20 protein-coding genes are annotated in these 18,476 nt (G+C 71.4%); 7 read left to right on the top strand and 13 right to left on the bottom strand.

The window, feature by feature from the left end; translation table 11 throughout:
• Positions 1-41: 41 nt before the first annotated feature.
• Positions 42-1,274, bottom strand: a complete 1,233-nt coding sequence (locus AB0D29_RS24465; protein ID WP_362857054.1) for an FAD-dependent oxidoreductase — start codon at positions 1,272-1,274, stop codon at positions 42-44.
• A 96-nt stretch (positions 1,275-1,370) separates the two neighbouring features.
• Positions 1,371-1,673 carry a putative quinol monooxygenase gene (locus AB0D29_RS24460; protein WP_362857052.1) on the bottom strand — a complete coding sequence of 101 codons (303 nt, stop codon included), beginning with the start codon at positions 1,671-1,673 and terminating at the stop codon, positions 1,371-1,373.
• A gap of 99 nt (positions 1,674-1,772) precedes the next feature.
• Here AB0D29_RS24460 and AB0D29_RS24455 point away from each other — a divergent pair, with 99 nt between their 5' ends.
• Complete coding sequence (locus AB0D29_RS24455; RefSeq protein WP_362857050.1) at positions 1,773-2,135, top strand: helix-turn-helix domain-containing protein; 363 nt, start codon at positions 1,773-1,775, stop codon at positions 2,133-2,135.
• A gap of 100 nt (positions 2,136-2,235) precedes the next feature.
• Here the strand turns inward: AB0D29_RS24455 and AB0D29_RS24450 are convergent, their stop codons facing one another.
• Together AB0D29_RS24450 and AB0D29_RS24445 are read right to left on the bottom strand one after the other, a co-directional pair.
• Positions 2,236-2,409 (bottom strand): CsbD family protein, encoded by a 174-nt coding sequence (locus tag AB0D29_RS24450; RefSeq protein WP_362857048.1) that lies wholly within the window; start codon positions 2,407-2,409, stop codon positions 2,236-2,238.
• A gap of 100 nt (positions 2,410-2,509) precedes the next feature.
• Positions 2,510-2,875 (bottom strand): PRC-barrel domain containing protein, encoded by a 366-nt coding sequence (locus tag AB0D29_RS24445; protein ID WP_362857046.1) that lies wholly within the window; start codon positions 2,873-2,875, stop codon positions 2,510-2,512.
• Positions 2,876-3,322: 447 nt separating this feature from the next.
• Between AB0D29_RS24445 and AB0D29_RS24440 the strand changes: the two genes are divergently transcribed.
• The 4 genes from AB0D29_RS24440 to AB0D29_RS24425 all read left to right on the top strand — a co-directional run bounded on the left by AB0D29_RS24440 (position 3,323) and on the right by AB0D29_RS24425 (position 8,411).
• The gene (locus AB0D29_RS24440) at positions 3,323-4,504 is read left to right on the top strand and encodes a mechanosensitive ion channel domain-containing protein (protein WP_362857044.1); all 1,182 of its coding nucleotides are present in this window, start codon (positions 3,323-3,325) and stop codon (positions 4,502-4,504) included.
• Positions 4,505-4,557: 53 nt separating this feature from the next.
• Entirely contained in the window at positions 4,558-6,177 is a 1,620-nt protein-coding gene (locus tag AB0D29_RS24435) for an FMN-binding glutamate synthase family protein (protein ID WP_362857043.1), read from the top strand.
• A gap of 47 nt (positions 6,178-6,224) precedes the next feature.
• Entirely contained in the window at positions 6,225-7,949 is a 1,725-nt protein-coding gene (locus AB0D29_RS24430; RefSeq protein WP_362857041.1) for a thiamine pyrophosphate-dependent enzyme, read from the top strand.
• 93 nt (positions 7,950-8,042) lie between these two features.
• The gene (locus AB0D29_RS24425) at positions 8,043-8,411 is read left to right on the top strand and encodes a PRC-barrel domain-containing protein (RefSeq protein ID WP_362857039.1); all 369 of its coding nucleotides are present in this window, start codon (positions 8,043-8,045) and stop codon (positions 8,409-8,411) included.
• A gap of 49 nt (positions 8,412-8,460) precedes the next feature.
• Here AB0D29_RS24425 and AB0D29_RS24420 read toward each other — a convergent pair whose 3' ends face one another.
• From AB0D29_RS24420 to AB0D29_RS24380, 9 genes are all read right to left on the bottom strand, one after another.
• Entirely contained in the window at positions 8,461-9,042 is a 582-nt protein-coding gene (locus AB0D29_RS24420; protein ID WP_362857038.1) for a DUF2231 domain-containing protein, read from the bottom strand.
• A 93-nt stretch (positions 9,043-9,135) separates the two neighbouring features.
• Positions 9,136-9,567, bottom strand: coding sequence for a CBS domain-containing protein (locus tag AB0D29_RS24415; RefSeq protein WP_362857037.1), 432 nt, complete (start codon positions 9,565-9,567; stop codon positions 9,136-9,138).
• A gap of 29 nt (positions 9,568-9,596) precedes the next feature.
• Entirely contained in the window at positions 9,597-10,904 is a 1,308-nt protein-coding gene (locus AB0D29_RS24410; RefSeq protein ID WP_362857036.1) for a cytochrome P450, read from the bottom strand.
• A 41-nt stretch (positions 10,905-10,945) separates the two neighbouring features.
• A complete protein-coding gene (locus tag AB0D29_RS24405) occupies positions 10,946-11,362 on the bottom strand; it encodes an actin depolymerization factor/cofilin-like domain-containing protein (protein ID WP_362857035.1) in 417 nt (138 codons plus the stop codon).
• 46 nt (positions 11,363-11,408) lie between these two features.
• Positions 11,409-11,654, bottom strand: a complete 246-nt coding sequence (locus AB0D29_RS24400) for a hypothetical protein (protein ID WP_362857034.1) — start codon at positions 11,652-11,654, stop codon at positions 11,409-11,411.
• Positions 11,655-11,732: 78 nt separating this feature from the next.
• A complete protein-coding gene (locus tag AB0D29_RS24395) occupies positions 11,733-11,933 on the bottom strand; it encodes a hypothetical protein (protein WP_362857032.1) in 201 nt (66 codons plus the stop codon).
• A gap of 571 nt (positions 11,934-12,504) precedes the next feature.
• Positions 12,505-13,557, bottom strand: coding sequence for an MBL fold metallo-hydrolase (locus AB0D29_RS24390; protein WP_362857030.1), 1,053 nt, complete (start codon positions 13,555-13,557; stop codon positions 12,505-12,507).
• Positions 13,558-13,766: 209 nt separating this feature from the next.
• Entirely contained in the window at positions 13,767-15,230 is a 1,464-nt protein-coding gene (locus AB0D29_RS24385) for an MFS transporter (protein WP_362857029.1), read from the bottom strand.
• A gap of 151 nt (positions 15,231-15,381) precedes the next feature.
• Positions 15,382-16,737, bottom strand: a complete 1,356-nt coding sequence (locus AB0D29_RS24380) for an acyltransferase (protein ID WP_362857027.1) — start codon at positions 16,735-16,737, stop codon at positions 15,382-15,384.
• Between the two features lie 413 nt (positions 16,738-17,150).
• Between AB0D29_RS24380 and AB0D29_RS24375 the strand changes: the two genes are divergently transcribed.
• Complete coding sequence (locus AB0D29_RS24375; protein ID WP_362857026.1) at positions 17,151-17,471, top strand: hypothetical protein; 321 nt, start codon at positions 17,151-17,153, stop codon at positions 17,469-17,471.
• 89 nt (positions 17,472-17,560) lie between these two features.
• The gene (locus AB0D29_RS24370; protein ID WP_362857024.1) at positions 17,561-18,004 is read left to right on the top strand and encodes a VOC family protein; all 444 of its coding nucleotides are present in this window, start codon (positions 17,561-17,563) and stop codon (positions 18,002-18,004) included.
• Positions 18,005-18,476 lie beyond the last annotated feature (472 nt).

The raw sequence follows: 18,476 nt of genomic DNA, 5'->3' as shown, positions 1-18,476 counted from the left end.
TGTCGGGGGCCGGGCGTGGCACTCCGTCAGGGGCGGCGCCCTCAGCGCAGCGATTCCTTCGGCGGGCGCTCGCGCAGGGCCCCGTACGCGATGAAGTAGGCCGGGACCCGGTTCAGCCAGCGGGATTCGGTGATGAGCTCCGTCATCCGCTTGGCCCGTCGGGCATCGCCGAACGCGGTGCGGCCGGCCAGCAGCGGTTCGATGACCTGGGTGTGGGCGAGGCGTTGGAGGCCTTGGGTCGCCACCGTCGTGGGCCAGCGGCGGCGTTGGACGCGCCGCACGTCGTGCAGTCCCACGGTGCCCTCGCGCAGCGGCCGTACGAGGTGGCGGGCGGCGGCCACCGCGTCCTGGACGGCGAGGTTGATGCCGATGCCGCCGACGGGTGACATCGCGTGGGCGGCGTCGCCGATGCACAGCAGCCCGGGGCGGTGCCAGCGGCGCAGCCGGTCGAGCCGTACGTCGAGCAGTTTCACCTCGTCCCACGAGGTGAGCGCATGGCTTCGGTCGGCCAGCCACGGGGCGGCGTCCGTGAAGCGGGTCATGAAGCGCTCCAGCCCCTCGGCGCGGCGCTCGGCGTCGGTCCCCTTGGGGATGAGCGCGGCGCACTGCCAGTAGTCGCCGCGGTCGATGAGCGCGGTGAAGAAGCGGTCGCCCAGGCCGCCCACGAGTCCGCTGGGGTCGTCCTCGTGGCGCGGCAGGCGGAACCACCAGGCGTCCATGGGGCAGGCGAAGTGTTCCAGGCCGAGCTCGGGCAGCGCCCTCGCCAGTGAGCCGCGACCGTCGCAGGCAACGGTCAGAGTGGCCCGGAGCTCCCCGGTGCTGCCGTCCGCGGAGCGGTACCGCACGCCCGTGACGCGGCCGCGCTCGATGAGGAAGGAGGTCGCCTCGGTGTCCATGCGCAGGTGGAAGGAGGGTTCCCGGCCCGCTTCGTCGGCGAGGAGGTCGAGGAGGTCCCACTGGGGCACCATCGCGATGTAGTTGTACTTCCCGTGCAGCGCCCCGATGTTCCCGATGGTGACCAGGGACCGATCCGGTCCGAGGGGCAGCTGCACGGTGGTCACGCGGCGCTGCGGCAACTGGGCGAACCGTTCGGCGAGGCCGATGTCGTCCAGGAGCGACAGGGTGCTGGGGTGCACGGTGTCACCGCGGAAGTCGCGCAGGAAGTCGCCGTGTTTCTCCAGCACCGTCACCTCCACACCGGCCCGGGCCAGCAGCAGCGCCAGCACCATTCCGGCCGGCCCGCCTCCCACCACGCAGCACGTCGTGCGCTCCACGGCAACACTCCCTTCACGGGCCCGGGTGAGCCCCAGAGGAGGTATACCGCACCGTGGGTGGCGGGGCCGGTAACGGCGACCCCGGCCTGACCGGTCCTAGTAGGGGCTGTGCATCGTGAGGAAACGGATGTCGAGGTCCGTCTCCAGGTAGTCCATGCGCCGCTCCCAGAAGGCCTGCATGTGGGGGAGGGCGAGGTGGGCGTCGAGGTCGGCCTGGGAGCGCCAGGCCTCGTAGAAGACGAAGGTGCCGGGCTCGTCGCGATCTTCGTGGAAGTGGTACTCCAGGCACCCGGGCTCCTGCCGGGTCGGCTCGACGAACGACAGCAGGAGCTCCTTCAACTCCTCGGCGCGCTCCGGTATGGGGCGTGCGGTGCCGACGAGTGCGAACGGCTGGGACATGCAGGGTCTCCCCCCGATAGGTACAATCAATCTCGTACCTTCCGAACCTATCGAACTCATAGGTACGATGCAATCCATACCTCAAGGAAGGTGTCCCGAATGCCCGACGGTGAAGGCCATCCGGACGTCGAGGAGATCGAGCTCGGCCCGGTGCTCTCCGCGCTGGCGGATCCCCTGCGCCGCCGTGTCGTGCGCGAGCTGGCGGCCGAACCGGACGGCGCGGCGCGGACGTGCAGCTCCTTCGGGCTGCCGGTCTCCAAGGCGACCGTCACGCACCACTTCCGGGCGCTGCGCGAGGCCGGGTTGATCCGCCAGGTCGACCGGGGCAACAGCCGGATGGCCAGCCTGCGCCGGGCCGACATCGAGCGGCGGTTCCCCGGACTGCTGGGCATCGTGGCAGCGGAGTCGGCAGAGTCGGCGGAGTCGGCAGAGTCGGCGGAGTCGGCCAAGTCGTCGCAGTGAGCTCAGGGGAGGAGAGGTGACATGCCTCGGTCCCGAACCCCCTACGGGTTCGGGACCGAGGCGCGTACGCGGCATCCGTGGTGGCCGCGGTGCGGTCAGGTCACCGCTTGAAGATGTCCTTCATCTTTTCCTTGGCCTCGCGGGCATCGCCCTTCGCCCCTTCGGCGCGGCCTTCAGCGGTCAGTCGCTCGTTGCCCACCATGCGGCCGGCCGTCTCCTTGAGCTTGCCCTTGGCCTGCTCGGCCTTGGCCTTGCCCTTCTCGTTGCTCGACACAGCTGATCACTCCCTGAGGGTGCGGGAAATGCCTTGCTCTCCGCGTCTGACCCCGATCGCGCCCCGCAAACGTGAGCCGCGAGAGCACGCCGGGTTTCTGTCAGGCCGGCGGGACGCCGAACGGCATGCCGGAGAGGTAGTGCGTGCCCAGGGACTCGCGATGGTCCGCGTTCCCGAGGTGCTCGTCCCGGTGGAATTCGGGAGCGGCCTTGATCTGGTCCTTCGTACGGTCCACGTAGACCTTCTCCGCCGTGTGGTCGATGCGGGTCACCAGACCGGCCGGCAGCAGGACCTCCTTGCCGAGGATCCACACGCCGGTGTCGACGACCAGATAGGCGTCGGTGACCTCGTCGGAGTGCTTGTCGACCTTGCCGATGCCGCCGTCGAGCGCCTCGACCCCGTAGCCGGTGAGGTCGGCAGCGAGGTAGTCGACGCCGACGCGGTAGGCCCAGACGTTCTCCGTCATGCGAAACAACTCCTTCGATCGGAACCGTGGCCCTCCACCGCCGTGGACGCGGGTGCGGAGGAACCGTCGACCGCGCGCCTGCCCAGAGATCCAGGCCTCCACTCCCCGGTCTGCGGGCCCGCCGGCGCACTCCGAGAAAAAAGTGCGCTCCGACCGTTTGAGCCGATGGAGACCGGCCATAAGGGTGGTCATGGGAGTCCGTGACGGTGAGCGGCGCGGATTCCCCAGCGGACCCGGGCCGCGTGGTGGCATCCCCCCGCCATCACGCGGCCGGGCTTCTGCGTGCCGAGGTCCGCATCTCCTCTCCCTCGCTGCCGGCCATGGCTCGGCGCCCGCGGACCCGGACCGAAGGGAACCGCTTCGGAACGCATCGGAATGTGCTGTGTCAGCTCCCTCCCAGGGGGCAGGGGCGTCAACGTCCATGTCACCTACATCCGTTGAGGAGATATGAACAGCGCTCTTCGTGTGCTGTCCGTCCTGGGCGGCTCGATCCTGCTCACCCTCGCGGCCGGTTGGGTCGTCGACCTGCTGCTGCGCCGTGCCGACGCACGTCACCCCGAAACGCCCCTGTGGAACCTGTTGCGCCGCTGCCGCCACGCCCTGCTGATCGTGCTGTTCGCGGCGCTGCTCAGGGGTGCCTACCGGCAGATCGCCTGGCCACCGCTGCAGGACCACGCTGCCGCCGTGGGCCGGGTCCTCTCCCTCACCCTGATCGGCGCGGGAGCCTGGCTGCTGGTGGCCGTGGCCTCCGCCGTCGTCGAGTCGGGGTACGCCCGCTACGCCACCTCCACCCGCGACCCGGCCCGGCTGCGCCGCGTCCGCACGCAGGTGACCCTGATCATGCGGGTGGTGACGGTCCTCGTGGCCGTCGTCGCGCTCGCCGCGATGCTCGTCACCTTCCCGAGCTTCCGCGCACTCGGCACCTCCGTGCTCGCTTCCGCCGGAATCATCGGAATCGTGGCCGGCGTCGCCGCCCAGTCCACCCTCGGGAACCTCTTCGCGGGCTTCCAGATCGCCTTCGGCGACATGGTGCGCATCGGCGACACGGTCGTCGTCGCGGGTGAGTGGGGGGTCGTCGAGGACATCACCCTCACCTTCCTCGCCGTACGCACCTGGGACGAACGCCGCATCACCATGCCCGTCTCGTACTTCACCACCCGCCCCTTCGAGAACTGGTCGCGCGGCGGCATCCAGATGACCGGCACCGTCTTCCTCCACTGCGACCACCGCGCACCGGTGGACCTCATGCGCGACAAGGCCGAGGAGATCCTGCACACCTGCAAGGAGTGGGACGGCCGCGGCTGGGACCTCGCCGTCACCGAGACGACGCCCTCCACCATCGTGGTGCGGGTCATCGTCACGGCCAAGGATCCCGACGACCTCTGGACGCTGCGCTGCGCCGTACGGGAGCAACTGGTCGCCTGGCTCGTGGAGAAGCACCCGGACGCCCTGCCGCGCATCGTGCTGGACGCGGCGCCGGGGCAGACGCCCGCGCCGGGACACACGCCCGCGCCGGGGCACACGCCCGCGCCGGGACAGACGCCTGTACCCGGACCGTCGTCCGCGCCGGGACGCACGCCCGCGCCCGACGCCACCGCAGCCAACGGAGCCGCGCGGGCCCGCAAGTAGGCCGGCGGGGCGAACCACGCCTCTGCGCCCGGGCGAGACCAGTAGCCCCGGGAATGCTTGGCGCGCGGCGGTCGGGACACACGCGGGGCGTGCTGAAGACACTCACCCTGATCCTGCCCGCCGCCGCGGCCGCCCTCGCCGCGGTGGCCGCCGTCCTCGTCTCGCCCTGGTGGTGGGCCGTGGCCGGCCCGTTGCTGCTGCTCGCCCTGGTGGCCTCGTACGATCTCCTGCAGCGCCGGCATTCCGTCCTGCGGAACTACCCCCTGCTCGGGCACCTGCGGTTCGCCCTGGAGGCGCTGCGGCCGGAGATCCAGCAGTACTTCATCGAGCGGAACACCGACGGCAGCCCCTTCGACCGCGACACCCGCAGCATCGTCTACGAACGGGCCAAGGGCACCGACGCCGAGGAGCCGTTCGGCACCGAGCGCGACCTCCACCGGCCCGGCAGCGAATACCTCACCCCGTCCATGGCCCCGCACCCGGTACGGGCCGACCCGCCCCGGATCCCCGTCGGCGGCCCGGACTGCACCGAGCCGTACGACATGGCCCTGCTCAACGTCTCGGCGATGAGCTTCGGCTCCCTCTCCGCCAACGCCGTCCTCGCCCTCAACACCGGGGCGCGGCTGGGCGGTTTCGCCCACGACACCGGCGAGGGCGGCCTGTCCGAGTACCACCTGGGCCCCGGCGGGGACCTCGTCTGGGAGATCGGCACCGGATACTTCGGGTGCCGTACCGACGACGGGGGCTTCGACGAGCGGCAGTTCGCCGAGAAGGCCGCACACCCGCGGGTCAAGTGCGTGTCGCTGAAGATCAGTCAGGGCGCCAAGCCGGGCATCGGCGGCGTCCTGCCCGGTGCCAAGGTGAACGCCGAGATCGCGCGGGTCCGCGGCGTGCCGCAGGGGGAGACCGTCATCTCGCCGCCGTTCCACCGCGTGTACTCCACCCCGCGCGAGCTCGTGCACTTCCTGGCCCGCATGCGCGACCTCGCCGGCGGCAAGCCCGTCGGGTTCAAGCTGTGCGTCGGCTCGCGCCGCGAATTCCTCGCCGTGTGCAAGGCCATGCGCGAAGCGGACGTCACCCCCGACTTCATCGTCGTCGACGGGGCGGAGGGCGGAACCGGCGCGGCGCCCCTGGAGTTCGCCGACCACGTCGGCCTGCCGCTCGGCGACGGCCTGATGACCGTCCACAACGCCCTCGTCGGCTCCGGGCTGCGCGACCGCATCCGGATCGGAGCCTCCGGCAAGGTCGCCACCGGCAGCGACCTCGTCAAACGCCTGCTCCAAGGCGCCGACTACACCAACTCGGCCCGCGCCATGATGTTCGCGCTCGGCTGCATCCAGGCCCAGCGCTGCCACACCAACACCTGCCCCGTCGGGGTCGCCACCCAGGACCAGCGGCGCGCCCGGGCCCTGGACGTCGGCGACAAGGCACAGCGCGTACGGCGCTACCAGGAGGCGACCGTCAAGAGCGCGCTGCAGATCATGGCGGCCATGGGCGTCGACGACCCGCGCGGGCTGCGCCCCCACATGCTGCTCCAGCGAGTGGACCCGCACACCGTCCGCTCGTACGCCGAACTCCAGACCTGGCTCGCCCCCGGAGAACTGCTCGCATCGCCGCCCGAAAGCTGGGCAGCCGACTGGAAGGCGGCCGACCCCGGCCGCTTCACCCGTTGAACCGGCCATCGCTCCGGCCACTGAACCGGCAAACGAAGGGCACTCCCGTGGCACGCACCGTCGCCCACGTCATCGTCGACGCACTCGAGGAACTCGGCGTCCAGCACGTCTTCGGCGTCGTCGGAGACGCCTTGAACCCGCTGACCGACGCCATCCGCACCTCCGCAGGCCTGAACTGGGTCGGTTGCCGGCACGAGGAGGCCGCGGCCTTCGCCGCCTCGGCGCAGTCCCAGCTCTCCGGGACCCTCGGCGTGTGCATGGGAACGGTGGGACCCGGCTCCGTGCACCTGCTCAACGGCCTCTACGACGCCGCCAAGAGCCACACCCCCGTCCTGGCGATCTGCGGCCAGGTCCCCCTCGCCGAGATCGGCAGCGACTACTTCCAGGAGGTCGACAACGACCTGCTCTTCCGCGACGTCGCCGTCCACCGGGCCACCGTCACCTCCCCGGACCAGATGCCGCGCCTGCTCGAATCGGCCGTACGCGCCGCCGTGACCCGGGGCGGCGTGGCCGTCCTGACCGTCCCCGGCGATCTGGGCGACCAGGAACTGGGCGACGACCGGCCCACGCGCTTCGCCCTCGACCGCGCGGTCACCCGCCCCGACGACCCGGCCCTCGCCCGCGCCGCCGAGCTGCTGAACGCCGCCTCCCGGGTGACCCTGCTCGTCGGCCAGGGCGCCCGGGAGGCCCGAACCGAAGTCCTGCGTACCGCCGAGCTGCTGGCGGCGCCCATGGTGCTCACGCTGAAGGCGAAGGAGGGGTTCGAGGACGACAACGCCTTCCAGGTGGGCCAGACCGGCCTCATCGGCAACCCCGCGGCCGCCCACGCGCTCGACAGCGGGGACGTACTCCTCATGCTGGGGACCGACTTCCCCTACCGGGAGTGGTACCCGAAGGACGCCAAGGTCGTCCAGGTCGACGCCCGCGAGGACCACCTGGGACGCCGCACCCCCGTGGACGTGGGCCTGGCCGGAGACGTCGGCGCCACCCTGCGGGCTCTGCTCCCGCTGCTGAACGCGGCCCCGGACCGGGCCCACCTCGACGACGCAAGGGAGCGGTTCCTGCACTGGCAGGAGGGACAGCAGCGGCTGGCCGACCCCGCCCACGAGCACCGCTGGACCGGGAAGCTGCGGGCCGCCCTGGACAACCGTGAGCACGCCATCCGCCCCGAGGCGCTGGCCGCGGCCGTGGACGAGTACGCCGCCGAGGACGCCGTCTTCACCTCCGACACCGGCATGGCCACCGTCTGGCTCTCCCGCTTCGTCACCATGCGCGGCGACCGCCGCCTGATCGGCTCGTACAACCTCGGCTCGATGGCCAACGCCATGCCCCAGGCCCTCGGCGCCCAATTGTGGGCGCCCGAGCGGCAGATCGTCGCGCTGTGCGGGGACGGCGGGCTGAGCATGCTGCTCGGCGACCTCATGACCATCAGGACGTACCGGCTGCCGGTGAAGCTCGTCGTCTTCGACAACCGCCGCCTGGGCATGGTCAAGCTGGAACAGGAGCAGGCGGGTCTGCCCGAATTCGGAACCGAACTCGACAACCCGGACTTCGCCGCGGTCGCCACGGCCCTCGGCCTGACGGGGATCCGGCTCACCGACCCGGCCGACCTCCACGAGGGCGTACGACGGGCCTTCGAGACGCCGGGGCCGGTCCTGCTGGACGTGCTCACCAACCCGGAGGAAGTGGCCGTGCCCGGTAAACCGACCGTGGCCCAGGGCTGGGGCTTCGCCGTGGCCAAGGCCAAGGAGATCCTGCCGGGCCGCGGTTGAAGCGGAAGACGTACGTGCACAACGGAAGATCCGGGGCATACGCCCTTCAAGAGGTTGGTTGATCCCTTTCACTACCGGAGGAGTTGTTCTCACGTGACCGAGCATGTGTGGAGTTACAAGTCGACGTCGGGCCACCTGGCCGGTACCGATCTCACCGGCTACAAGGTCGAGGCGGTCGACGGCAGCATCGGCAAGGTCGACAAGCACTCCGACGAGGTCGGTGACGCCTACCTGGTCGTGGACACCGGGGTGTGGATCTTCGGCAAGGAGGTCCTCCTGCCGGCGAGCACCGTGATCTCGGTCGACCCGGAGCAGCGGACCATCCACGTGGAGCGCACCAAGGAGCAGATCAAGGACTCCCCGGAGTTCCACCGGGACAAGCACCTCGGCGACGCCGACTACCGCGAGCAGCTGGGCCTCTACTACGGTCCCGCCGGCCCGTTCGGCGGCCCGTTCGCCTGACCCGCCGGCAGGGAGGGGCCCGGACTCGTCGAGTCCGGGCCCCTCCCTGTCAGGTCGCGGGATGCGCTCCGACGGCCTGCCGGTAGGCCACGTGCCCGCCCAGCGCGCCGGTGACGGCCACGGCGGCCAGCCCGCCCAGCGACCACAGCCGGCCCTTCGCCGAACGGCCGCGGAGCCGAGCCGTCAGGGACATGGCGTAGCAGGCCACCGCGGCTGCGTTGGAGGCCGCGTGGGCCAGCCCGACCCGGGCCTGCTCCGGCGGCAGGTCGGCCCAGTCCGCCCAGCCGGCCATCGCCGCCGGGGCGACCCCGACCAGCCCGACGCCCGTGAGCGTGGTTGCCGCACGCTGCGCCCCCGGTACGACCTCCAGCACGGCGGCCGACAGCCAGCAGCCGATCGGTACCTGCACCAGTACGGGATGCAGGGGGTGGCCCAGCGGCCTGCCGCGCAGCAGATCACGCATGCCGCCCAACGGGAGCGCGCGGATTCCCCGCTGCATCACCCTGATCGCCGGATCGGCCAGCGTCGTCCGCTCGATCCGGTCCAGGGCCGTCAGCCAACATGCCGATGCCGCACCGAGTGCCGAGGCCTGCCCGGCCGTCTTCGAGGTACCGGGTACGTGTGAGTTCATACCCGACGCCTACCCGGAGCCGCGCGGCCATCCCACCGTGGCCCCGACTGCACCCGAACGGACGGCCTGCCAACGGCGCAGCCGTGGCGGGCATCAGGTGCCGGGCTCCGCGGCCGAGATCGCCGCCAGGGCCGATCCGGGGTCCTGTTCGACCGCGAGGTCGCCCAGGGTGACGACTCCGACGAGGTCGCCGTCCTCGGTCTCCACGGGCAGGCGCCGCAGCGCGTTCCGGCGCATGAGATCGACGGCGTGGTCGACACCGTCGTCAGGCCGTACGGTCACCGGCGTACTGCTGCACACGGCCTGCACGGTCGTCTCCGCGGGATCCCTGTTCTCGGCCATGGCGCGCACGACCAGATCCCGGTCGGTCAGGATGCCGCGGAGCCGGCCCTCGTCGACGACGAGAACATCCCCGATGTCGGCGTCCCGCATCACCCGCGCCACTTCCGCCAGCGACGTCGTCTTCTCGACGGCCACCGGATTCTTGGTCATCACCTCGTGGACGCGACGGACTCGTCGGGTCATGGGTCCTCCCACTGCTGGGCGCCGGTGGCTCACGACTGGCGCTGGAACCGCCGGGCGCGCTGACTCCTCGGCTGATGTGCGACCTCCATGACGAATCCGCTCCGGGGCCGGGTAGGAATGCGGCCCAGGGGGATGGACAGATCCTGCTGGGGAGGTACGGCGAAGTCCAGATCGGCCACGGCCGGGGCGAGCGCGGCGAGCAGGGAAACGGTGATGTCCTCGCCGGGGCAGCGGTGGCCGGTACGCGCGTCGCCTGCGCCCTGGGGGATCAACATGTCGCGGTCGGGCTCGTGGCCGAGGAAGCGCCCGGGGGCGAAGTGGTACGGCCGTTCCCACAGATCCGGGTCGTGGTGGTGCCCGTACACGTCGAGGAGGAGGTGGGTCCCTGCGGGGATCCCGTGGCCCTCGAGGGTGAGGTCGTCGACGGCGACGCCTCCGATGAAGGGGATGAAGGGGTAGAAGCGCCGGACCTCGTGGGCGAACGCCCGGGCGTACGCGGGCCCACCGGCCCGCAGCTGGTCACGCCTGCCGGGATGGCGGTGGAGGGCGTGGGCGGCGAAGACGGCGAACCACGCGATGGCGACGGTGGGACGGATGATGTTCAGCAGCTCGACGGCCGCCGTGTGCGGATCGAGCAGGGCGCCGTCCTGATCGCGGTGCCACGCGACCGCCTCCAGCGGGCTCCCGGCCACCGCCGCGTGCCGGGACGCGGAGAAGATGCCGTCCGGGTGCGGTCCGGTTCCGCGCAGGTCGATGACGGCGGCGGCGAGGGCCTGCTCCTGGCGGCGCCGGGCGTGCCGGGCCCGCAGCCGCCGGGGTCCGGCCCCGGCGGAGCCGTCGATCATGGTGACGCAGTCCTGGGCGATCTCCCGGGCCGCGTCGTCCGGGACCGGCAGGCCCACCCAGTCGCAGACCGCCCGGGTGAGCAGTGCGGCCACCTCGTCGAAGAGGACCACCCGGCGGCCTTCCCAACCCGTCACGGCTTCGCGCCAGCCGCGCTCGATGCCCTCGGTCAGGGCGCGGACGGCGCTCGGCGACATGAGGAGGGAGACGAACAGTTCCTTGCGCACCCGGTGTGGCGGCCCGTCCAGGCTGTGCACCGCTCCCTCGCCGAAGACGGGGTCGATCACCTGCGCGGGGAGGGCACCGTGCCGCTGGACGTGGTCGGTGTCGTAGAACAGGGCGACGGCCCCGGGGCCGTGCACGAGCGCCGCGGGACGACCGAACAGGTGGGTGCGGACCACCGGTGCACCGTGATGGGCCCGACGAAGGTCAGGACCCCACGCGTAGCCGTGGGCCATCAGGGACAGAGTGCTGTCGGTCAGGAGAGCGGACATGTTCTGCACCTACCTGGTGACGTTCATGTTCACGGCCACGGTCAGACCGCCTGGGATGCGAGTTCGTTGTAGGCCAGCTGGGAGAGGTCCGTGGCCCGGACGGTGACCTGGATGCCGTCGAAGAGGTCCTGGAGGACGCGATCGGCGCCGGAGTAGGCGAGCTTGTGCGCGGGCAGCGCCCCGTCGGGAATCCAGAAGATCATCACGAGGTCGCTCCTGCGGGCCCCGTCCGATGCGGCGAAGTGCAGGTCGTACACGACGAACCTGGGCTCGTCGGCCGGCAGCGCCCCCAGCATCTCCTCGTGCGTGAGATTGGCCTGGCTCTCGACGACCACCGTCCGCAAAGGCTCGTCCAGCCTGTAGACGACCGTGTTGATCTCCCGTTTGCTCTTCAGCTCCTGCAAGGCGATCAGGCAGCTGTCGTCCACGGTGATGTCCGAGCCGCTCAAGCCGCTCACGGCGATCTCCGATCTTTCCGGGTGCAGTGTGGAGGTGCGCCCCAGGTCAGCGGTCCCCGCTCTCCTCGGTGCGATCGTCTCCCTGCGGATGCTGCCGGACCTGTTCCTCGCGGCCGATCCCCGGGCGTTGCCGCTTGGCGGAATGGCCTGCGGCGTCCCGGCGGCCGGTGTCTCCCGTACGGCCGGTGACGGCCTCCTCCGCTGCCTGGTGGGCCTCGCGGTCCCCGCTTTCGCCGACGGCCTCCGACGGCGGGGTGGGCGCGCGGTGACGCTGCTGCTCGGGCTGGCTCATGTCGCACCTCCTCGATGCACCCGGGCCGGTCTGCTCGCGGTACGCGGGCCCGCTCGCGTCGGTCGTGGTCCCGCGGACTCAGTCGTCGCGAGGGCTCACCCAGCGTGTGCCCTTCCCGCGCGGCTTCTCGGGCTGCTGCGGGCGGTCGAGGCGGCTGGCCTCGTCCGTGTCGGCGGCGGCCGTCTTCCCATCATCGCGGTGGTCGGCGCGCGGCGCGTGTCGGTCCTGTGCGTGCCCGTGGTGCAGCGGGACTCCTCCTGCACCGCCCTGGTCGTCCATGGCCGTCCTCCTGCTCCTCGCTGAGACTCTCGGGCCCCTTCGTAGCGGCTGCCCGGGCCCCGGCCGGCGAAACCCCGACGCAGCCGCACGGCCACTGGCCGGCGGCCCGGGCCGGTACGGGCGCCGGGGCAGCGACCGCTCGATGACAGCGGCGAGCGGCGCTACGGTGCGCGGCGGGTCGGTGACGTTCGGTGCCGTACCGCCGGCCATGTACGCGTCCTGATCCGGGCCACTTATCGGGCGGGCGACGAGTGTGGTGGGGCCGCCGCACGCTGCCGTCTGGGCCCGCAGCCCGGGGGCGGCAGCTCAAGCGCCGTCGCCGGGGGTTCGCCGGCTGCCCCGTTCCGGCCGGGGGAGGGGCCGGGGGCCGGGGCATCCGGGTGCCGTGCGGATCCTGGCGGCAGCCCGTCGTGCGACCGGCCGCTGCCGCGTGGCATCGGGGGAGGTGCCGCGCGGCAGCGGCCCGGTGCGAAAGCGCCTCACCCCCACGGTGCGGGCTTTCGTCATTGCGCGTGTTGCCCGTCGACTCCCTCGTAAACGCCCCCGGTTGACGGTACGTGGTGTGAGCGTGTCAGGGGGCGTCCGGCTTCGGGTTCTGGAGCGCGGGCCGGGACCAGAGCGCGTCGACGCCGTCGGACTCCGGCCGTAGTCCCAGCTCGTGCAGCTGGTTGACCGCCGACATGGCGGTGAACATCGCGTTCGGATTGGCGCCGCCGCCCCCCAGTTCGGCGGAACGTTCCGCGAAGCCGCTCGTGAACGCGCTCGGCCGGACCTGCCCGCTCTCCCCGGTCAGCCCGAGTGACGCCGCCTGCAGGGCGGTGGCCTGCTCCAGCAGCCCGTCCAGGTAGGACACGACCTCGGCGCCACGGCGCAGGGCGAAGGTGTGCCCGTCGGTGAGGACCTCGGCTTCCCCCTCCTCGAAGAGGAGCGCGACGGCGCCGAGGACGGTCTGGAGCTTGAGCTGGTCGGCGTCGGCCATCGCACCGCAGGGTCCGTTGCCCTCGTCGGACAGGTGAAGGACCCGGGAGTCCCGCAGGTGCACGATCACATGTCCGGCGCAGTGCCCCTGACTGCGCAGCACGCGGACCGCCCCGTCGGCGAAGGTCCAGCCGGTGAAGCGGATCGAGCCGATACGAATCCGCTCCAGCGGCCGCTCCTCGTAGGTGCGGGTCGTCGCGCCGAAGGGCCGCATCGGCTGGAACAGCGACAGCAGCTTGCCGGCCAGCGCGGACGGCGCGGGCAGTGGCGCCAGCCCGACGATGCGGTCGAAGGACCGCACCCAGTACGCCGCCGGATCCCGCATCTGGTCGAGGTCGAGGGCGGGTACGTAGTGCTCCACCGGCACACCCCACTCGTCGGCCAGGTCGTTGTTGCCGACGTGGTCCAGGTGGCCGTGCGTGGTCAGCACCAGGGCCCGGGACCAGCTCCCGACCCGGTTCGTGGCCTCCTGCAGCGCCGCACGGAAGGTCGCCGTCACGCCTGTGTCGACCAGCACCAGGGTGTCGCCGACCCGGTGTACGAGGGCGTTGGCGACGTCCGGCTGATCGCGCTCGACGGACAGTTCCTGCCCGAGGACCAGCACGGTCCGCGCGTCGATTTCGATCAGGTCACCGAGCGCGGTCATGGATCCTCCCGCGGTCACGTCCGGATCCGGCGCGCGGTCCGGCTCGCCTCGACGCTGTCGACCTCTCGTCTCGTCGACCACGCGTCTCCTGTCGATCATGCGTCCCCTGCGAACGAGCGTACGCCGCGCCAGGCCTGGTGTCCCGCCGCCGCGAGCCGCCCTCCCCCTCCCGGCAGCGCCGAGGTCCGGCGCGGTCCGTGGCGGCGCCGTCAGCAGCGACGGGTCTGGTACGGCACCGGCGTCGGTACCGGTTCGGACGGTGTCGGGCAGCGGCGCAAGGCGAAGAGCAGGGTCGACGCGATTCCGCCCGCCACGACGAACAGCGTGGTGCGGATCCCGTCGGCGACGCCGATGCGCAGCTGCTCACCGGAGAGCCCGTCGAGACCGGCGGTCGCCACCAGGACGAGGACGGCGAGGCCGACGGCCGCGCCCACGCCCGAGCCCGTGGAGGCGATGCCCGAGGCGATGCCCTGCTGTCGGTCGGGGATTCCGGTGGCGGCGGCGATGAACATGGCGGTGAAGACCACCCCGTCGCCGATGCTGAGGGCCACGAGGCCGGGGAGGAGACCGACGTACGTACCGTTCGGCGAGATCGCGAGGCCGAGTAGGACCGCACCCAGCGCGCCGACGGTGAGGGCCGCGGCCAGCGTGCGCCTGAGACCGAACCGCGTGACGAGCCGGCCCGCGGTTGCCGAACCGGCCACCACCACTGCCGTGGGGACGAGGAACCCGGCGCCGGTCTGCAAGGCGTCGTAGCCCAGGACCTCCTGGAAGTAGAGCGACAGGAAGTAGAGCACGGAGCCGAAGGTCGCCATGAACATGAAGGCGATGACGACACCGGTGATCAGGTTCGGGTTGGCGAGCACCCGGGGCGGCATGAGCGGGTCGGAGCTGCGCCGTTCGACGACGACGAAGACGGCGATCAGCAGGAGGCCCGCGGCCGCGCTCACGAGGATGCCCGGCGAGAGCCAGCCCCATCCGGGGCCCTGCACGAGGGCGAACACGATGAGTGTGACACCGAGAGAAATGCTGAGCGCACCGGGCAGGTCGAACCTGCGGCCCTTCTCGCGTTCACCGTCCCGGGGGATCACCACGAACGCGAGCAGCAGCGCCGGGCCGGCCAGGGCGACGTTGACGAAGAAGACCGCTTCCCAGCCGAACACCTGCGTCAGGAGACCACCGAGCAGCACCCCGACCACGAGTCCGGCCGCGCCCGACCCTCCCCAGATCCCCAAGGCGCGGTTGCGGGCTCGTCCTTCGTCGAACGTGGTGTTGATGATCGCCAGGGTGGTGGGGAAGACCAGGGCTCCGCCGAGCCCTTGGACCGCGCGGGCGGCGAGGAGTACCGCGGGGGTGGTCGCGAGTCCTCCCGCCAAGGCCGCCGCGGCGTAGAGCGCGAGGCCGGTGGCCAGGATGCGGCGTCGTCCGAGGAGGTCCGCGGCACGCCCGCCGAACAGGAGGAAACCGGCCGAGGCCACCGCGTAGACGCTGATGACCGACTGGAGCGTCTGCGCGGAATAGCCCAGGTCGGCTGCGATGTCGGGGAGCGCCACGACCACGATGTACTGGTCGAGCGAGACGATCAGCATGGCGAACGACAGGAGCACCAGCGTCGCCGTCTCACGGTTCCAACCGAGGCCGCCGGGCGCAGAAGCAGGCTCTACGGGTCCCACGGCAGCACTCCTGACTCGCCGGGAAGGACGGCTGCCACGACCCTATACAGCCGCACCTCGTCCATCCCGGCAACGACCCACGCGGACGGCGGTCACACCCGCCCCGGCCTTCGAGGCGCCACGGACCGCGGCGCCGTCAGGATGCGCGCCCTCAGGCCCGGGACGTACCGGACAGGGCCTCGGCCCCGGCTCCGGCAGCAGCCGCAGGGGTGGGGGCCACCGTGGGTACGGCTCGCGGCCAGCGGCGGTCCGCCGCCTTCTGCACGCGTCGGCCGAGTCGCTGCATCGGCATCTCGACCAGGCGGTACATCAGGTAGCTGACGGCCATGACGACGCCGAGGAAGATCGCCGTCCAGACGATCCGGCCGAGCGTCGAGGACGGCTGCGGCGGAATGCCCACCAGCGGTTCGACGGTGCGCAGCAGCGGGATGTGCAGCAGGTACACCGAGAAGCTGATCGCACCGAGCCAGGTCAGCACCTTGGGGAAGCGGCGCTCCCGGAGGAGGAAACCGATGCCGAAGAGCACCCATGCGGCGAAGTAGGCGATCGACCAGGCCTTCCAGCCCGCGGACCAGGTCCGCTCCAGCGCCTCGCCGTGGTTGTACAGCCACCCGACCACGACGCCCGCGACGACGACGAAACCGCAGGAGAGCAGCGCCGGGACCCGGGCGAGCTGTCCGTGCTGCGCCCGGTACACGACGGTACCGGCGAACATGGTCGCGAAGATCATCCAGGTCTCGAAGGCGGGGGCCCGGCCATTCAGCGTCACCAGGACCAGGCCGACCCCCGCGAGCACCAGGGCGCCCGCCCCGGTCAGCACGCGCTTGCCGCTGAGCACGCCGACGAGGCCCACGAGCACGATCGGCGTCACGATCAGCACGAGCTGCCGGGCCGAGCCGATCTCCGCGCTCACGAGCTGCGTGCCGACGGCCGTGCCGACCGCCAGCGCGACACCGGCCAGGCCCACCGCGATCGGCGCACTGTGCCGGTGCAGGCCACGGGTGAACAGCGCGGTGACGAAGAAGTAGAAGACCATCTCGTAGCACAGCGTCCAGGTGACGTTCATGCCGTTGATGACGCCGAGCAGGTCTTGGAGCATCAGGCCGTTCGCGACGAGCGAGGCCAGGTCGTCGCCGGTGCGCAGCAGCGCGACCGAGCCGTCCCCGGCCGGCAGCATCATGATCGAGAGGACGAAGGCGGCGATCAGGGCCGGGTAGATCCGGAAGATCCGGCCGATCCAGAAGGCGCGGACGTCGCCCCGTCGCTCCAACGAGGCCGGGATGATGTAGCCGCTGACGATGAAGAAGAGCATGACGCCGAACAGGCCCATGTCGAAGTTGCGCCAGACCACGCCCCCGAAGGGCAGCATCCTGAGCACGTCGAAGTGGTGCAGTGCCACGATCAGAGCGGCGATGCCACGGAGCGCATCCAGCCAGCCGAGCCGCGCACCGGGTGCGACGGCCGGTGGGGTGGCCGTCCGCTGGGAGTGGGGGGATATGAACTTCACGCAGGGACGATAGCCGACCCTCCGGCGTGCCCCTCGGCCGTGGGCAGGCAGCGGCGGTGGCTTGATCTGGTCCACGGCCCTCGCGGATCGTCTCGTGGGCGCACTCCAAGATCATCGACAACCTGGGCCGAAGCGACTGTGACGAGGATCGCCTGCCGGACGGCGGGCGCCGCGGCCCCGGTAGCACCGAGGTAGGCGCGGGGTGACGATGGAAAGGCGGCCCTGGCCGCTTGGCGCGGCCCGGATTCCCGGCGAGGGACGTCGTCCCACTCGCGGTACGTGGGTACGTGGTACGCAGCCGAGGACGGCGGTACCGGACGGTACCGGCGACTGCTCACCGGGCCCGAGGTGGCGCATGCCCGGGGCACTGGGCGTGCGGCCGCGGCTCCCGATTCGTTCCGTAAGGAAGACTCATGAACCGTCGCACACGCCTCCTCGTCCTCAGCCCGCTCGCGGCGATCACCCTCGTCGCTGCCCCGACCGCCCTCGCGGTCGCCCAGTCCCCGTCCGCCGCCGTCCCGGCCGCGACCTGTTCCACCTCCGGTGTCCTCGACAACGGGAAGGTGCACCTCTCCGGCGGCGGCTTCACCCCGGGCCCGGCCTACGTGTACGGGTCGGCAGGCTTCGGCGGGACGGTCGACATCGCCGAGAACGGCGGCTTCCAGGTCATGAACGTCCCGCCCGGCCAGTACAGCGTCCGGCAGGGTGGCGAACTGACCCAGTGCAGCGGCTGACGGGTTGGACACGTCGAGAACGGCCTGGCGGCTCCGTCCCAGGGGTGCATGCGGTCACTGAGGCCGTACGGACACCTAGGAGAGCCGGTATGACCATCCAGCGCATGGACAACGTCCTCATCGTCGTCGACGACCTCGACGTTGCCGTTTCGTTCTTCGTCGAACTCGGGATGGAGCTGGAGGGCAAGGCTCCCATCGAGGGACGGTGGGCGGAGCGTGTCATCGGGCTCGAGGGCGTCCGGCAGGACGTCGCCATGCTGCGGACCCCGGACGGCCACGGCCGGATCGAACTCGCGAAGTTCCACACGCCGAAGGCGATCAGCTCCGAACCGAGGGACGCACCGGCGAACACGTTGGGCATGCGGCGCATCATGTTCGCCGTGGACGACATCGAGGACGTCGTCGCCCGCCTGGGGCGCACCCACGGCGCAGCACTCGTCGGCGAGGTGGTGCGCTATGAGGACAGCTATCGCCTCTGTTACATCCGCGGCCCCGAGGGCATCACCGTCGGACTGGCCGAGCAGCTCAGCTGAAGACCGCCGAAGGGGACGCGTCGAGGGGGCGAGGGGCGACTCGGGAAGCTGCCTTCGACGCACCCGTCTCCTTCGATTCGGGGGCCGTCTCGGACCGCGAGCCCGCCCTCGAAAGGGGTACGAACAGTGGCGGAGGGTGACATTCGGGGCCCTGGGCGGTGAGGCGCCCCACAGGACCCAGGTCACATACGAACGCCGATAGTGGGCCGCGAAGCGCCCGCGCCACCCCCCTCACACTCACCCCCACCTGCACTGACGTTGATCACGGGGGCAGGGGGCCGGGCGGCCCCGGCTGCGAGGCCCGCTAGTAAGAGGCGTCGTTGCCAGCCCACCACGTCATCGGTAGAACTGGATGAGTCGCCGGGCGGCACGGGTGCTTCACCCGCCGCCGACGGATCCCCTCTCCACCGTGTGAGTGGCTCACGCATGCTCCGGCATGCCGCGACCGCCCTTGTCCCCGTCGGAAGGTCCA

It is taken from the genome of Streptomyces sp. NPDC048424, from assembly GCF_040651555.1.
Taxonomy (GTDB): domain Bacteria; phylum Actinomycetota; class Actinomycetes; order Streptomycetales; family Streptomycetaceae; genus Streptomyces.
This window is presented reverse-complemented; position numbering and strand designations above follow the sequence as displayed.

What these genes read in the sequence shown, in the direction of transcription:
- AB0D29_RS24460 (WP_362857052.1), bottom strand. Translation starts at nt 1,673, where the DNA reads ATGTCCCAGCCGTTCGCACTCGTCGGCACCGCACGCCCCATACCGGAG.
- AB0D29_RS24455 (WP_362857050.1), top strand. Translation starts at nt 1,773, where the DNA reads ATGCCCGACGGTGAAGGCCATCCGGACGTCGAGGAGATCGAGCTCGGC.
- AB0D29_RS24445 (WP_362857046.1), bottom strand. Translation starts at nt 2,875, where the DNA reads ATGACGGAGAACGTCTGGGCCTACCGCGTCGGCGTCGACTACCTCGCT.
- AB0D29_RS24440 (WP_362857044.1), top strand. Translation starts at nt 3,323, where the DNA reads ATGAACAGCGCTCTTCGTGTGCTGTCCGTCCTGGGCGGCTCGATCCTG.
- AB0D29_RS24435 (WP_362857043.1), top strand. Translation starts at nt 4,558, where the DNA reads ATGCTTGGCGCGCGGCGGTCGGGACACACGCGGGGCGTGCTGAAGACA.
- AB0D29_RS24420 (WP_362857038.1), bottom strand. Translation starts at nt 9,042, where the DNA reads ATGAACTCACACGTACCCGGTACCTCGAAGACGGCCGGGCAGGCCTCG.
- AB0D29_RS24415 (WP_362857037.1), bottom strand. Translation starts at nt 9,567, where the DNA reads ATGACCCGACGAGTCCGTCGCGTCCACGAGGTGATGACCAAGAATCCG.
- AB0D29_RS24410 (WP_362857036.1), bottom strand. Translation starts at nt 10,904, where the DNA reads ATGTCCGCTCTCCTGACCGACAGCACTCTGTCCCTGATGGCCCACGGC.
- AB0D29_RS24400 (WP_362857034.1), bottom strand. Translation starts at nt 11,654, where the DNA reads ATGAGCCAGCCCGAGCAGCAGCGTCACCGCGCGCCCACCCCGCCGTCG.
- AB0D29_RS24395 (WP_362857032.1), bottom strand. Translation starts at nt 11,933, where the DNA reads ATGGACGACCAGGGCGGTGCAGGAGGAGTCCCGCTGCACCACGGGCAC.
- AB0D29_RS24390 (WP_362857030.1), bottom strand. Translation starts at nt 13,557, where the DNA reads ATGACCGCGCTCGGTGACCTGATCGAAATCGACGCGCGGACCGTGCTG.
- AB0D29_RS24375 (WP_362857026.1), top strand. Translation starts at nt 17,151, where the DNA reads ATGAACCGTCGCACACGCCTCCTCGTCCTCAGCCCGCTCGCGGCGATC.
- AB0D29_RS24370 (WP_362857024.1), top strand. Translation starts at nt 17,561, where the DNA reads ATGACCATCCAGCGCATGGACAACGTCCTCATCGTCGTCGACGACCTC.